Source organism: Pseudomonas sp. PDM26 (genome assembly GCF_019219185.1).
Classification (GTDB): domain Bacteria; phylum Pseudomonadota; class Gammaproteobacteria; order Pseudomonadales; family Pseudomonadaceae; genus Aquipseudomonas.
Map to the genome: position 1 here is coordinate 249,803 of NZ_JAHUWC010000005.1, position 14,522 is coordinate 264,324.

Consider the following 14,522-nt stretch of genomic DNA (forward strand, 5'->3'; position numbering starts at 1 on the left):
CGATCTTTTGATCTTGACCTTCTTAATACAAATCCACCGGATCAACATCCAGCGACCAGCGCACTGCCCGTCCGCTAGGCATCTGCTCCAGCACCAGCAACCAATTGGCTAGCAACCGATGCAGCGGTGCCCGCGCCGTAGCCTGCAACAACAACTGCGCACGATAGCGCCCGGCCCGGCGCTCCATCGGTGCCGGGACCGGTCCCAATAACTCGATCCCCGTCAGATTCTGCTCGGCCAGCAAGCGTTCCGCCTCGCTGCACGCCTCATCCAGGAAGCCTTCGGCCTGACCCGGTTTGTGCGCCTCGGCTCGCAGTAGCGCCAGGTGCGCAAACGGCGGCAAGCCTGCCGCACGACGTTCGCTCAAGGCCTGTTCGGCAAAGGCGAAATAGCCTTGCTCGGTCAATTGCACCAGCAGTGGGTGGTCGGCCAGGTGCGTCTGGATAATCACTTTCCCCGGCTCTTCGGCGCGGCCTGCGCGGCCCGCGACCTGCACAATCAGCTGAGCCATGCGCTCGCTGGCGCGGAAGTCGCCGGAAAACAGGCCGCCGTCGGCATCGAGGATCGACACCAGCGTCACCCGCGGAAAGTGGTGACCTTTGGCAAGCATCTGCGTGCCGATCAAAATGCACGGCTGACCTTTTTGAATGGTTGCGAACAACTGGTTCATCGCGTCCTTGCGCGATGTGCTGTCGCGGTCGACCCGCAGCACCGGATAGTCCGGGAACAGAATCGCCAGGCGCTCCTCGGCCCGTTCGGTGCCGGCGCCCACGGGGCGCAGATCGACCTTGTTGCACTTGGGGCACTGGCGCGGCACACGCTCGACGTAGCCGCAATGGTGGCAACGCAATTCACCGTGACGCTGGTGCACGGTCATCCGCGCATCGCAACGCTGGCACTCGGACATCCAGCCACAGTCATGGCACAACAGGGTCGGGGCGAAGCCGCGTCGGTTGAGGAACACCAGTACCTGTTGCCCGGCAGCCAGGGTCTGTCCAATAGCCTGTTGCATCGGCCCGGAAATGCCGCTGTCCAGCGGACGGCTTTTGACGTCCAGGCGCAGGAAGCGCGGCTGTTTGGCACCGCCGGCGCGCTCGTTCAAGCGCAGCAGCCCGTAGCGGCCGGTGTAGGCGTTGTGCAGGCTTTCCAGCGACGGGGTGGCGGAGCCGAGGACGATCGGGATGTTTTCCTGTCGCGCCCGCACCAGCGCCAGATCGCGGGCGTGATAGCGCAAGCCTTCCTGCTGTTTATAGGAACCGTCGTGTTCTTCGTCGATGATGATCAGACCGGGGTTCTTCATCGGTGTGAACAGGGCCGAACGGGTGCCAATAATAATGTCGGCCTCACCGTCCCGGGCGGCCAGCCAGGCCTCGAGGCGTTCGCGGTCATTGACCGCCGAATGGATCAACGCGATGCGGGCATTGAACCGCTGTTCAAAGCGCGCCAGGGTCTGTGGGCCGAGGTTGATTTCCGGGATTAGCACCAGTGCTTGCTTGCCAGCCTCCAGAGTTTCGCGGATCAACTGTAAATAGACTTCGGTCTTGCCGCTGCCGGTGACGCCGGCCAGCAGGAACGCGTGATAACTGTCGAAGCCGGCGCGAATCGCCTCATAGGCGGCGCGTTGCTCGGGGTTCAGCGGCAGTTCCGGTTGCGCCAGCCAGTGTTCGTGGCGTACGCCCGGGGCGTGGCGGCGGATCTCGACCTGCACCAGCTCCTTGGCCAGCAGCAAATCCAGACTGTCCTTGCTCAGCATCAGTTTGCTCAGCAACTGATGGGCGACGCCGTGGGGATGCTGGGCCAGCGTGGCCAGGGCTTCGCGCTGGCGCGGGGCGCGGGCGATGCGCGGATCATCAAAGCTGGCGCCAGGCGCGGCGGACCAGAAGCGCTCCTGGCGCGCTTCGGCCAGCTCACCCTGGCGCAGCAAAACCGGCAGCGCCCAGCTCAAAGTGTCTCCAAGGCTGTGCTGATAATACTGGGAGGTCCACAGGCACAGCTTGAACAGCGCGGGCGGCAGTGGTGGCGTAGCGTCGAGCAGGGCCAGGGCCGGCTTTAGTTTCTCGGCCGGGACTTCGCTGGTGTTGGTGACTTCCACCAGAATCCCGATCATCTCGCGCCGGCCGAACGGTACCCGCAGGCGCATGCCGGGGTGCAGTTGCGCGCGCAGGACGCCGGCCGGAGCGCGGTAGTCGAACAGGCGGCGCAGCGGCGAAGGCAGGGCGAGGCGCAGAATGGCGTTGGGCACGCGGGGGGATCTCGATCAACAAATAATAGGGGGGCGTGACATATAACCTGTAGGAGTGAGCCTGCTCACGATAGCAATCTTGCAGTCAACATTGCGGCGACTGGCAGACCGCTATCGTGAGCAGGCTCACTCCTACAGGGGATCGCGTATTGGGCCGGGAGCCTAGCAGACGACTGGTTTCAGGGACAGCTTGCGTGATCAGGATTGTCTGGTAGAATCCGCGGCCTAATTACGTGCGGTATTCAACAATAGTGTTGGGTGGCGGCACGCTAGCCTGAGGAAGACACCATGAAAGCTGATATCCATCCAGAATACCCGGCAGTTGCTGTTACCTGCAGCTGCGGCAACAAGTTCGAAACCCGTTCGACCTTCGGCAAAGCCCTGGCGATCGACGTTTGCAACGAATGCCACCCGTTCTACACCGGTAAGCAGAAGACTCTGGACACTGGCGGCCGCGTTCAGCGCTTCGCCGACCGTTTCGGTGCTTTCGGCAAGAAAGCTCCAGCTGCTGCAGAGTAAGGTTAAAGAGCCTTATGGGCTTTTCCTTGCTGTTAAAAAAGGCGTCCCTTGCGGGCGCCTTTTTTGTGTCCGCGATTTGGCTGTCTGGCGCCCAGGCGTTTTGCCCGGCACCCAGCGGCTTGACGTCCGTCGCGGTGCAGCGGGTAGTGGACGGCGACACTCTGCGCCTGAGCGATGGCCGCAGCGTGCGCATGATCGGCTTGAACACGCCGGAGCTGGGCAAGAAGGGCCGTTCCGATGAACCATTCGCCGTGGCCGCGCGCAAACGCCTCGAAGCCCTGGTGGCGGCGAGTGACGGGCGGGTTGGGTTGGTGCCTGGCGAAGAAAGCGAGGACCATTACGGCCGCACCCTGGCCCATGTCTACGGTGCCAATGGCGCCAACCTCGAAGCGCAGATGCTCGCCGAAGGCCTGGGTTTTCTGGTGGCCGTGGCGCCGAATGTCGATCTGGTCGCCTGTCAGCAAGCGGCCGAGCGCAGTGCGCGTCAGGCCGGGCTCGGGTTGTGGCGCCAGTCACCTGTACTGAAAGCGGAGCAGATCAGCGCTTCCGGCTTTGCTGTGCTCAGCGGTCGTGTGAGCAAGGTTCAGCGCAATCGCGGCGGCGTTTGGATCGAGTTGCAGGATTCGGTTGTATTACGCGTTGCGCCCAATCTGCTGGCGCGTTTCGATGTGAACTCACTGGAAAGCCTCAAGGGCAAGCAGGTCGAGGCGCGCGGCTGGGTGCTGGATCGCTCGCGCAAAGGCGGTCTTAAGGATGGCCAGGCGCGCTGGATGTTGCCCTTGACCGATCCGGCGATGCTGCAAGCGGCACAGTGATAAAAAATTGTAGACATTTTTTCTGTCGATTGTGAACAGTCAGACCCTTGTGTACCGTGGCTCTTGGCCCAAAGTCGTAGGGCCGGGCGCTTGACAGGGGTGACCGGTCAGTCTTGTGGGGACTTTGCGAGGGGCGTATCCTCGCTGACCAGTCTGTCCAACAGTAAAAAGCGGAATGCCAAAATGTCTGATCTGAAAACTGCCGCTCTCGAATATCACGCCAATCCTCGTCCAGGGAAGCTGAGTGTCGAGCTCACCAAGGCCACTGCTACCGCTCGCGACCTGTCGCTGGCCTACAGCCCGGGCGTAGCCGAACCAGTACGCGAGATCGCCCGCGATCCTGAACTCGCCTACAAGTACACCGGCAAAGGCAACCTGGTTGCAGTTATTTCCGATGGCACCGCGATTCTCGGCCTGGGTAACCTCGGCCCATTGGCTTCCAAGCCAGTGATGGAAGGTAAAGGCGTACTGTTCAAGCGCTTCGCCGGCATCGACGTTTTCGACATCGAAGTCGACTCCGAAAGCCCGCAAGCCTTCATCGACACCGTCAAGCGTATCTCCATCACCTTCGGTGGCATCAACCTGGAAGACATCAAGGCACCAGAGTGCTTTGAAATCGAACGCGCTCTGATCGAGCAGTGCGATATCCCGGTATTCCACGATGACCAGCACGGCACCGCTATCGTGACCGCTGCCGGCATGATCAACGCCCTGGAAATCGCTGGCAAAACCCTGTCGGAAGCCAAGATCGTCTGCCTGGGTGCCGGCGCTGCCGCCATCTCCTGCATGAAGTTGCTGGTGAGCATGGGCGCCAACATCGAAAACATCTACATGGTCGACCGTACCGGCGTGATCCACTCCGGCCGTGACGACCTGAACCAGTACAAGGCGGTGTTCGCTCACGCGACCGACAAGCGCACCCTGGCTGACGCCCTGCAAGGCGCTGACGTGTTTGTAGGCTTGTCCGGCCCGAACCTGCTGAGCGCTGAAGGCCTGCTGTCGATGGCGCCTAACCCGATCGTGTTCGCCTGCTCCAACCCTGATCCGGAAATCGCCCCGGAACTGGCGCACGCCACCCGTAACGACGTGATCATGGCCACCGGTCGTTCCGACTACCCGAACCAGGTCAACAACGTACTGGGCTTCCCGTTCATCTTCCGTGGTGCCCTGGACGTTCGCGCCAAGCGCATCAACGAAGAAATGAAAGTGGCTGCGGCCAACGCCCTGCGCGAACTGGCCAAGCTGCCGGTGCCTCAGGAAGTGTGCGACGCCTACGGCGGCATCAAGCTGGAATTCGGTCGTGAGTACATCATTCCGAAGCCAATGGATGCCCGCCTGATCACCCTGATCTCCGATGCCGTGGCTAAAGCCGCCATCGAGACCGGTGTGGCGACCCTGCCGTACCCGAAGAACTACCCGCTGAAAAGCGTGGATGATGTGTTCAACGGTTAACAGCAGTCGCCCATAAAAAACCCAGCCAAGCGCTGGGTTTTTTTATGGGCACTGTAGGAGCGAGCTTGCTCCGGGCGGCGTTCCGACGATGGACGTGAACGATAGCGCGTGTGTTCTGAATAAACGCGCCATCCTTGAGTCCTTCGTCGGAACGCCGCCCGGAGCAAGCTCGCTCCTGCAGCTGCCTCTCTAGAATAAATCGATCGGCGCCGCTTCATCCGCCGGCAGCGGGCTGCCTGGCACTGAGCCGTTGCCCAGTTCGTTGACTGATGGCGGCGTATCTTCGGCCTTGAACAGCTCGAAATAGGCCCCTGGCGTGCCTGGGGTGGCTGCGCGGCCACTGACCGGATCGACTCGCAGGCTGAGGATGCCTTCCGGCTCCGGCTGCGTATGCGGCGGTTTGCCTTTGAGCGCGGGGCCCATGTAGTTCATCCAGATCGGCAGCGCGACGGTGCCGCCGAATTCCTTGCGGCCCAGGCTTTCCGGTTGATCGAAACCGGTCCACACGGTCGTCACGTAATCGGCGTTGTAACCGGAGAACCAGGCGTCCTTGGATTCGTTGGTCGTACCGGTCTTGCCGGCAATGTCCGGGCGGCCCAGGGCCAGTGCGCGGCGACCGGTGCCGAGCTTGATCACGTCCTCAAGCATGCTGTTGAGGATGTACGTGGTGCGCCCGTCAATGATGCGTTCAGCCACGGCGGGTGCTTGTGGCGTCGACGTAGTGCCTGGGGTTTCGCCCACCGTTGCGTTGACTGTGAAGGCTTGAGGGGCGGTTGGCGCGGCAATGCCATCGCTGGCTGCGCTGCCCAGAGGCACGCTTGGTGGGTTGGCGACGAACAGTGTGTCGCCGTTGCGGCTTTCGATCTTGTCGATGATGTACGGGGTGATCTTGTAGCCGCCGTTGGCGAAGGCGCTCCAGCCGGTGGCGATTTCCATAGGCGTCAGGGTCGCGGTGCCCAGCGCCAGGGACAGGTTGGGTGGCAGGTCCTGTTTGTTGAAGCCGAAGCGAGTGATGTAGTCAATGGTCTTGCCTACGCCCATCGCTTGCAGCAAGCGGATCGATACCAGGTTGCGCGACTTGTACAGCGCTTCACGCAGGCGAATCGGGCCGAGGAAGGTATTGGTGTCGTTCTTCGGACGCCAGACCTTGTCCAGGTACTCGTCGACGAACACGATCGGTGCGTCGTTCACCAGGCTGGAGGCGGTGTAGCCGCTATCCAGTGCGGCGGCGTAGACGAACGGCTTGAAGCTCGATCCCGGCTGGCGCTTGGCTTGCAGTGCGCGATTGTAGTTGCTCTGTTCGAAGGCGAAACCGCCGACCAGCGCACGAATGGCGCCGTTCTGCGGGTCCAGGGACACCAGCGCGCCCTGGGCCTGCGGGATCTGGCTGAACTTCAGCGAATTGTCCGGCTGACGCTGCACGCGAATCAGATCGCCCACTTGAGCCACGTCCGAAGGCTGCTTCGGATTGGCGCCCATGCTGTTGGTATTGAGGAACGGGCGGGCCCATTTCATGGTGTCCCAGCTCACGTGTTCCTGGCCGGTGCGGGTCAGCACTTGCAGGCCGTTCTTGTCGACCAGGGTCACGATGGCCGGTTCCAGGCCGCTGATGGTGCGTTGTTTGGTCAGCTCGGTGGCCCAGGCTTCGCGAGTCTTGCCCGGTAGCCGCGACTCGGGTCCGCGATAGCCGTGGCGCTGATCGTAGGTCATCAGACCTTCGTGGACCGCGGTGTTGGCCAGTTCCTGGAGGTTGCTCGGCACCGTGGTGGTGACGCGGAAGCCTTCGGTATACGCGTCGCTGCCATAACGCCCAACCATTTCGGCACGGGCCATTTCGGCGATGTACGGGGCGTTCACTTCCGGGGTCGGCACGTGATAGCTGGCGTTCAGCGGCTCGTTGATCGCAGTGGTGTAGTCGGCCTCGCTGATTTTCCCGAGCTTGTACATGCGCCCCAGGATCCAGTCGCGACGTTCCTTGCTGCGCGCCGGGTTGGCCAGCGGGTTGAAGCGCGACGGTGCCTTGGGCAGGCCGGCGATCATCGCCATCTGCGCCAGGCTGACATCACGGATCGATTTGCCGTAATAGACCTGCGCTGCCGCCTCGATGCCGTACGCACGGTTACCCAGATAGATTTTGTTGACGTACAGCTCGAGGATCTCGTCCTTGGTCAACTGCCGTTCGATCTGCAGGGCCAGCAGGATCTCGGTGGTCTTGCGCGAAAAGCTGCGTTCACTGCTCAGGAAGAAGTTCTTCGCCACTTGCATGGTGATCGTGCTGCCACCGGACTGGATGTGTCCGCTTTTGACCAACTGGGTCGCGGCACGCATCAGGCTGCTCGGATCGACGCCGTAGTGGTTGGCGAAATTGTCGTCTTCAGCACTTAGTAACGCATTGATGAAATTGGGGGGAATGTCGGCGAAACGGATCGGTGTACGGCGCATTTCGCCGAATTCTGCGATCAACTTGTTATCGCTGCTATAGACCCGCAAAGGGATCTGCAACTGGATGCTTCTCAGTGCCTCCACGGACGGCAGCCCGGGACTAAGGTAGAGGTACGCCCCGCTCAGACCCAGAAGGAGTCCGCAGAAAACCGCGACGATGGACCAACCGAAAAACTTCAGCAGACGAATCAAGGCTTTTGGATATCCAGGGCAAAAAATGAATTGGGCAACAGGGTTCAGGCTAAATGAGAACGACCCGCGCATTGAGCAAATGCGGAAAAAAAGCGCTGGGCATTATAAGCATTTTTCTGCTCGGGAGCGTGGTTGGCGCTGCTGTCAAGACGGGTGGATTGAACGCAATTGACATTGCAGAGTCCGTAACTCACGGAAAGTCATAGGGAATTGGTAGTGCCAGGACTCTTCAACAAAAAATCCAATACGCTGCTGGGAATCGATATCAGCTCCACCTCGGTGAAGCTTCTGGAGTTGAGCCGTCAGGGCGAGCGCTTCCGGGTCGAGGCCTATGCGGTCGAGCCGTTGCCGGTCGGCGCGGTGATCGAAAAGAATATCGCCGAGCTCGAAGGCGTGGGGTTGGCCCTCGCCCGCGCGCTGACCAAGGCCAGAACCGGCCTCAAGAACGTGGCCGTGGCCATGGCGGGCTCTGCGGTGATCACCAAGACCATCGAGATGGAGGCCGGTCTTTCCGAGGACGAGATGGAAAGCCAGCTGAAGATTGAGGCTGATCAATACATTCCATATCCCCTGGATGAAGTCGCGATCGACTTTGAAGTCCAGGGCACCTCTGAGCGCAACTCCGAGCGCGTCAACGTGCTGCTCGCCGCTTGCCGCAAGGAAAACGTCGAAGTTCGCGAGGCAGCCCTGGCCCTGGCGGGGCTGACCGCCCGCGTGGTCGATGTCGAGGCCTACGCGCTGGAGCGCTCCTTCGAATTGCTGGCCAGTCGGCTCGCGGTTTCCGGGGAATCTTCGACGGTCGCAGTGGTGGACATCGGCGCCACCATGACCACCCTGAGCGTGCTGCACGGCGGGCGGATTATCTACACCCGAGAACAATTGTTCGGCGGTCGGCAATTGACCGAGGCAATCCAGCGTCGCTATGGCCTGACGCTGGAGCAGGCGGGGCTGGCGCAAAAGAAGGGCGGCCTGCCGGATGACTATGCCAGTGAGGTCTTGCAGCCATTTCGAGAGGCGCTGGTGCAGCAGGTGTCGCGCTCGTTGCAGTTCTTCTTCGCCTCAGGCCAGTACAGCGCCGTCGACCATGTCCTGTTAGCCGGCGGTACCGCGTCGATCCCGGGGCTGGACCGATTGATCGAGCAGCAATTGGGCACGCCGACCCAGGTTGCGAATCCTTTTTTCGAAATGACGCTGGGCAGCAAGGTCAATGGTGCTGCTCTGGCGAGTGATGCCCCGGCGTTGATGATCGCCTGTGGCCTGGCCCTCAGGAGCTTCGACTGATGGCACGGATCAATCTTTTACCCTGGCGCGAGGAGCGGCGTGAAGCCCGTCGCAAGCGCTTGCTGCTGATCCTGGTGGCCGTGATGGTGGGCACGATGGGCGCGGTACTGGTCGCGAACCAGGCCATCAGCGCTGCCATCGACCGGCAAGTCACCCGTAACGACTACATCGGCAAGCAAGTCGCTGTGGTCGATGAGCAGATCAAACAGATCGATGATCTCAAGGCGCGTCGTCAGCAACTGGTCGAGCGCATGCGCATCATCCAGGACCTGCAAGGCAATCGCCAAATCAGCGGGCGAATATTTGACCAATTGGCGCGAGCACTGCCCGACGGCGTGTATTTCACCGAAGTGAAAATGACCGCAAAGACCTTGTCCATCACCGGCGCTGCGCAATCGAACAACCGTGTTTCAGACTTGATGCGCAACCTCGAGGCATCAGATTGGTTCGATGCGCCGAACCTGACCGAAGTCAAGGCCACAGCTGCCGGCCAGGTGGAGCAGGCCAACGTCTTCCAGTTGACCGTTCGTCAGACTCAACCCGCAACACCGGAGGAGGGCAAATGAGTCCATCCGAATGGTTCGAAGGGCTGCGCAAGATCGACATCAATGAGCTGGATACCAGCAACATGGGTTCCTGGCCGCCGCCGATCAAGATTCTGGTGGCCGGGTTGCTCATGCTTCTGGTGCTGGCCCTGGGCTACAACTTTTCCACTCGCGACCTTGAGAGCCAGCTCGATCTCAAGCGCGAGGAGGAGTCGACACTCAAGGAACAGTTCGCCGACAAAACCCGCAAGGCGGCGAATCTGGATCTCTACACCCGGCAACTGAAGGAGATGGAGAACGCCTTCGTCGTACTGCTGCGACAATTGCCCAGCGACACCGAGGTGCCCGGCTTGCTGGAAGACATCACTCGTACCGGTCTGGGCAGTGGCCTGGAGTTCGAAGAGATCAAGCTGCTGCCGGAGGTCGCCCGGCCGTTCTACATCGAACTGCCGATCCAGATCACGGTCACCGGGGATTACCACGATCTGGCCACCTTCGTCAGTGGTGTGGCCGGGTTGCCGCGAATCGTCACCTTGCACGATTTCGACCTTGCGCCCGTCAGCCCCCAGGGTGGTCCGAAACTGCGCTTGAGCATCCTCGCCAAGACCTACCGCTACAGCGACAAGGGACAGCATCAATGAGGCCGGCGCAGTGTTTTTCGGTAGTGGTGCTGCTGTCTGTTCTGTCCGGTTGTGGCGCAGGCGATGACTACAACGATCTGGACGCGTACATGGACGAAATGCGCCTGCGTGGGCCGGGCAGGATTGAACCAACGCCGGTATTCCGGTCTTACCCGACATTCACTTACAACGCGGCGAATCTGCGCAGCCCGTTTTCACCGCAGATCAGCACTGATCTGGCGGCCCGGCGGCGGGGTTCACCTAACGTCAAGCCCGACCCTGGTCGGGTCAAGCAATACCTCGAAGGTTTCAACATCGAGCAGTTTGAAATGGTCGGCACCCTTTCCAATGCAAAGGGCTCCTATGCCTTGCTGCGTGGGGCGGGTGGGGTCCATCGGTTGAAAGTCGGCGATTACCTGGGGCGCAACGACGGACGGATCGTTGCGATCAGTGGCTCGCAGGTCGATGTGGTTGAAATTGTCCCTGATGGTCAGGGCGCGTGGCTGGAGCGTCCCCGGACCATTCCTTTGAAAGAGCACTCATAGTGGAACTCCAATAATGAACAGGATCTTCTCCACCTTCGGCCTTTCGCTATGGATAGCGTTGTTGTCGCCGACGGTACAAGCGGCCAATCTCAAGGCGCTGGATGTCGCTGTGTTGCCGGGAGACCGTGTCGAGTTGAAGTTGTCGTTCGATGAACCGCCCCCGGTGCCCCACGGCTACACGACAGAGTCGCCGGCCCGGATTGCCCTGGATTTGCCGGGTGTCGCCAGTCAGCTGGCCAGCAAGACTCGCGATCTCGGCAGTGGAAATGCCCGCAGTGCGACGGTGGTGGAAGCCCGGGACCGTACGCGATTGATCATCAATCTGACTCAGCCAGCGCCGTACGAATCGCGAATTGAAGGCAACAATTTGCTGGTAGTAGTCGGGCAGGGTGTCAAGCCGTCGACATCCAGGCCGGCGGCTACAGCAACAATGCCGGCTCCGGCACGAGCCGCTGCGCCGGCAGGCAAGGCCATCCGCGGTGTGGATTTCCAGCGGGGAACCCAGGGTGAAGGCAACGTGGTGATCGACTTGTCGGATCCATCGATGGCGCCCGACATACAAGAGCGCGAGGGCAAGATCATCGTTGGCTTTGCCAAAACCCGATTGCCCGAGCCGTTGCGCGTGCGTCTGGATGTGAAGGATTTCGCCACGCCAGTGCAGTTCGTCAACGCCAGCGCCAGCGGCGATCGAGCCACCATCAGCATTGAGCCCGGTGGCAGGTTCGATTACTCGACCTATCAGACCGACAACAAGCTCACGGTCAGCGTTCGCCCGGCGACGGTCGACGACCTGCAAAAGCGCAATGCCGGGCAACAGGCCTACAGCGGCGAGAAGCTTTCGCTGAATTTCCAGGACATCGATGTACGTTCGGTGCTGCAACTGATCGCCGATTTCACCAACCTCAATCTGGTGGCCAGCGACACGGTGCAGGGTGGCATCACTTTGCGCTTGCAGAACGTGCCGTGGGATCAGGCGCTGGATCTGGTGCTGAAAACCAAGGGGCTGGATAAGCGCAAGGTCGGCAATGTCTTGCTTGTTGCGCCGGCCGATGAAATTGCTGCCCGTGAGCGCCAGGAGCTCGAATCACAGAAGCAGATTGCCGATCTGGCGCCATTGCGTCGGGAGCTGTTGCAGGTCAACTACGCCAAGGCGGCGGACATCGCCAAGCTCTTCCAGTCGGTGACCAGTGCCGAAGCGAAACCCGACGAACGGGGGTCGATCACCGTCGATGAGCGCACCAACAACATCATTGCCTACCAGACCCAGGACCGGCTTGATGAGCTGCGCAGGATTGTCACGCAGCTGGATATCCCTGTGCGTCAGGTCATGATCGAGGCGCGCATTGTCGAAGCCAACGTCGACTATGACAAAAGCCTCGGGGTGCGCTGGGGCGGTTCGATACAGAACAAGGGCAACTGGAACACCTCCGGTGTCAGCAACGGGATCAATGGGTCGTCGACCATTGGCACACCCGGGAGTACCGGCACCAATTCACCGTTCGTCGACATGGGCACGGTCAATAACACCTCGGGCATCGGCATCGCGTTCATCACCGATAACGTCTTGCTGGACCTGGAACTGACAGCCATGGAGAAAACCGGCAACGGGGAAATCGTCTCGCAACCCAAGGTGGTCACGTCCGACAAGGAAACCGCCAAAATCCTCAAAGGCACCGAGATTCCCTATCAGGAAGCCAGTTCCAGTGGCGCGACTTCAGTGTCGTTCAAGGAGGCTTCGCTGTCGCTGGAGGTGACGCCGCAGATCACGCCCGACAACCGGATCATCATGGAGGTCAAGGTGACCAAGGACGAACCGGACTTCCTGAACAAGGTCCAGGATGTGCCGCCCATCAAGAAAAACGAAGTCAACGCCAAGGTCCTGGTCAACGATGGCGAGACCATCGTCATTGGCGGTGTTTTCTCAAATACTCAGAGCAAGGTCGTAGATAAGGTGCCATTTCTTGGCGATGTGCCGTATCTTGGCCGCCTTTTCCGGCGTGATGTGGTTTCGGAGAAAAAATCCGAGCTGTTGGTATTCCTCACTCCGCGTATCATGAATAACCAGGCGATTGCTGTGAGTCATTGATTCTGTGCGAAATTTGATTCTTGTTGGACCGATGGGTGCTGGAAAAAGCACCATCGGCCGGTTGCTGGCCAAAGAGCTGCGCCTGCCATTCAAAGATTCCGATAAGGAAATTGAATTGCGCACGGGCGCCAATATCCCTTGGATCTTCGATAAAGAAGGCGAACCGGGCTTTCGTGATCGCGAACAGGCAATGATTGCCGAGCTGTGCGATTACGACGGTGTGGTGCTGGCGACAGGCGGCGGCGCGGTCATGCGCGAAGCCAATCGCCGGGCACTGCATGCCGGTGGGCGGGTGGTTTATTTGCACGCGTCGGTCGAGCAGCAGGTCGGCCGTACGGCCCGCGACCGCAATCGGCCATTATTGCGTACTGCCGATCCGGCCAAGACCCTTCGGGATCTGCTGGCGATCCGCGATCCGCTTTATCGGGAAATTGCCGACCTGGTGGTCGAAACCGATGAGCGCCCGCCACGAATGGTCGTACTCGACATTCTAGAGCGCTTGCAGCAGTTGCCACCCCGTTAAAGCGCCGCGCGAAATGCGCTATCCTCGACGTCGCGCCATGACCGCTCAAGGTTGTGGCGGATGGCTTGCGAACGGCGTCACACCAGCAGAGGCCGTGGATATCCGTAAACTCAGGGCAGGATGCCTGATTCATTTTCACTGTGGGGACACATGCAGACACTCAAGGTCGATCTAGGCGAGCGCAGCTACCCGATTCATATTGGCGAAGGTTTGTTGGATCAGCCTGAGCTGCTGGCCCCGCACATTCGCGGACGGCAAGTAGCGATCATTACCAACGAGACTGTTGCGCCGCTCTATCTCGAGCGTCTGACCCGCAGCCTGGCGCAGTTCTCGGTGATTTCCGTGGTGCTGCCCGACGGCGAAGCCTTCAAGACCTGGGAAACCCTGCAACTTATTTTCGACGGCCTGCTGACTGCCCGGCATGACCGCCGCACGACAGTGATCGCCCTCGGTGGCGGTGTGATCGGTGACATGGCCGGCTTTGCCGCCGCCTGCTACCAGCGCGGCGTCGATTTCATTCAGGTTCCGACCACGCTGTTGTCGCAAGTCGACTCTTCGGTGGGCGGCAAGACCGGGATCAACCATCCGCTGGGCAAGAACATGGTCGGTGCCTTCTATCAGCCGAACGTGGTGCTGATCGATACCGCCAGCCTCAATACCCTGCCGGCGCGCGAGCTGTCCGCCGGATTGGCCGAAGTCATCAAGTACGGGCTGATCTGCGATGAGCCGTTCCTGACCTGGCTCGAAGACAACGTCGACCGTCTGCGCAATCTGGATCAACAAGCCCTGACTTATGCCATCGAGCGCTCCTGCGCGGCCAAGGCAGCGGTGGTCGGTGCCGATGAGAAAGAGACCGGTGTTCGTGCCACGTTGAACCTGGGCCACACTTTTGGCCACGCCATCGAAACCCACATGGGCTATGGTGTATGGCTTCATGGTGAAGCCGTGGCTGCTGGCACCGTAATGGCGCTGGAAATGTCCGCGCGACTGGGCTGGATCAGCGAGCAAGAGCGCGATCGCGGCATTCGCCTGTTCCAGCGTGCGGGGCTGCCGGTCATACCGCCAGAAGAGATGACAGAAGCCGATTTCCTCGAACACATGTCCATTGATAAAAAAGTGATCGACGGTCGTTTGCGCCTGGTGCTGCTGCGCCACATGGGTGAAGCGGTGGTGACCGACGATTATCCGAAAGAGGTTCTACAGGCCACGCTGGGGGCAGACTACCGCGCCCTGGCCCAGCTTAAAGGTTAATAAGAACAC

General features: G+C 60.6%; 12 protein-coding genes. 10 read left to right on the forward strand and 2 right to left on the reverse strand.

The features are described from left to right. Positions 1–22: 22 nt before the first annotated feature. On the reverse strand, positions 23–2,242 hold the full coding sequence (locus KW849_RS12560; protein WP_218429687.1) for a primosomal protein N': 2,220 nt from the start codon (positions 2,240–2,242) through the stop codon (positions 23–25). Between the two features lie 288 nt (positions 2,243–2,530). Here KW849_RS12560 and rpmE point away from each other — a divergent pair, with 288 nt between their 5' ends. The 3 genes from rpmE (at position 2,531) to KW849_RS12575 (ending at position 5,028) form a co-directional block, all read left to right on the forward strand. Next, entirely contained in the window at positions 2,531–2,761 is a 231-nt protein-coding gene (rpmE, locus tag KW849_RS12565) for a 50S ribosomal protein L31 (protein ID WP_053153366.1), read from the forward strand. 14 nt (positions 2,762–2,775) lie between these two features. Then, positions 2,776–3,576, forward strand: coding sequence for a thermonuclease family protein (locus KW849_RS12570; RefSeq protein ID WP_218429688.1), 801 nt, complete (start codon positions 2,776–2,778; stop codon positions 3,574–3,576). Between the two features lie 183 nt (positions 3,577–3,759). Then, positions 3,760–5,028 carry a malic enzyme-like NAD(P)-binding protein gene (locus tag KW849_RS12575; protein ID WP_218429689.1) on the forward strand — a complete coding sequence of 423 codons (1,269 nt, stop codon included), beginning with the start codon at positions 3,760–3,762 and terminating at the stop codon, positions 5,026–5,028. 189 nt (positions 5,029–5,217) lie between these two features. On the opposite strand, the gene KW849_RS12580 is transcribed toward KW849_RS12575, so the two are convergent. Next, positions 5,218–7,659 carry a penicillin-binding protein 1A gene (locus KW849_RS12580; RefSeq protein ID WP_371319136.1) on the reverse strand — a complete coding sequence of 814 codons (2,442 nt, stop codon included), beginning with the start codon at positions 7,657–7,659 and terminating at the stop codon, positions 5,218–5,220. 219 nt (positions 7,660–7,878) lie between these two features. On the opposite strand from KW849_RS12580, the gene KW849_RS12585 reads away from it, so the two are divergent. The 7 genes from KW849_RS12585 (at position 7,879) to aroB (ending at position 14,513) form a co-directional block, all read left to right on the forward strand. Then, positions 7,879–8,943 carry a pilus assembly protein PilM gene (locus KW849_RS12585; protein WP_218429691.1) on the forward strand — a complete coding sequence of 355 codons (1,065 nt, stop codon included), beginning with the start codon at positions 7,879–7,881 and terminating at the stop codon, positions 8,941–8,943. Next, positions 8,943–9,509: a PilN domain-containing protein gene (locus KW849_RS12590; protein WP_218429692.1), complete on the forward strand. Its 567-nt coding sequence runs from the start codon at positions 8,943–8,945 to the stop codon at positions 9,507–9,509. Before KW849_RS12585 ends, KW849_RS12590 begins: the two co-directional genes overlap by 1 nt. Next, a complete protein-coding gene (locus tag KW849_RS12595) occupies positions 9,506–10,129 on the forward strand; it encodes a type 4a pilus biogenesis protein PilO (RefSeq protein WP_218429693.1) in 624 nt (207 codons plus the stop codon). Before KW849_RS12590 ends, KW849_RS12595 begins: the two co-directional genes overlap by 4 nt. Further along, positions 10,126–10,653 (forward strand): pilus assembly protein PilP, encoded by a 528-nt coding sequence (locus KW849_RS12600; protein WP_218429694.1) that lies wholly within the window; start codon positions 10,126–10,128, stop codon positions 10,651–10,653. Before KW849_RS12595 ends, KW849_RS12600 begins: the two co-directional genes overlap by 4 nt. A gap of 13 nt (positions 10,654–10,666) precedes the next feature. Then, the gene (gene pilQ, locus KW849_RS12605) at positions 10,667–12,739 is read left to right on the forward strand and encodes a type IV pilus secretin PilQ (protein ID WP_218429695.1); all 2,073 of its coding nucleotides are present in this window, start codon (positions 10,667–10,669) and stop codon (positions 12,737–12,739) included. 4 nt (positions 12,740–12,743) lie between these two features. Then, complete coding sequence (aroK, locus tag KW849_RS12610) at positions 12,744–13,262, forward strand: shikimate kinase AroK (RefSeq protein ID WP_015093141.1); 519 nt, start codon at positions 12,744–12,746, stop codon at positions 13,260–13,262. Between the two features lie 150 nt (positions 13,263–13,412). Continuing rightward, a complete protein-coding gene (aroB, locus tag KW849_RS12615) occupies positions 13,413–14,513 on the forward strand; it encodes a 3-dehydroquinate synthase (RefSeq protein WP_218429696.1) in 1,101 nt (366 codons plus the stop codon). Positions 14,514–14,522 lie beyond the last annotated feature (9 nt).

Excerpts from the sequence above, each read along its gene's own strand:
- KW849_RS12575 (WP_218429689.1), top strand. The coding sequence starts at position 3,760 with ATGTCTGATCTGAAAACTGCCGCTCTCGAATATCACGCCAATCCTCGT.
- KW849_RS12570 (WP_218429688.1), top strand. The coding sequence starts at position 2,776 with ATGGGCTTTTCCTTGCTGTTAAAAAAGGCGTCCCTTGCGGGCGCCTTT.
- pilQ (WP_218429695.1), top strand. The coding sequence starts at position 10,667 with ATGAACAGGATCTTCTCCACCTTCGGCCTTTCGCTATGGATAGCGTTG.
- KW849_RS12600 (WP_218429694.1), top strand. The coding sequence starts at position 10,126 with ATGAGGCCGGCGCAGTGTTTTTCGGTAGTGGTGCTGCTGTCTGTTCTG.
- KW849_RS12595 (WP_218429693.1), top strand. The coding sequence starts at position 9,506 with ATGAGTCCATCCGAATGGTTCGAAGGGCTGCGCAAGATCGACATCAAT.
- KW849_RS12590 (WP_218429692.1), top strand. The coding sequence starts at position 8,943 with ATGGCACGGATCAATCTTTTACCCTGGCGCGAGGAGCGGCGTGAAGCC.
- aroB (WP_218429696.1), top strand. The coding sequence starts at position 13,413 with ATGCAGACACTCAAGGTCGATCTAGGCGAGCGCAGCTACCCGATTCAT.
- rpmE (WP_053153366.1), top strand. The coding sequence starts at position 2,531 with ATGAAAGCTGATATCCATCCAGAATACCCGGCAGTTGCTGTTACCTGC.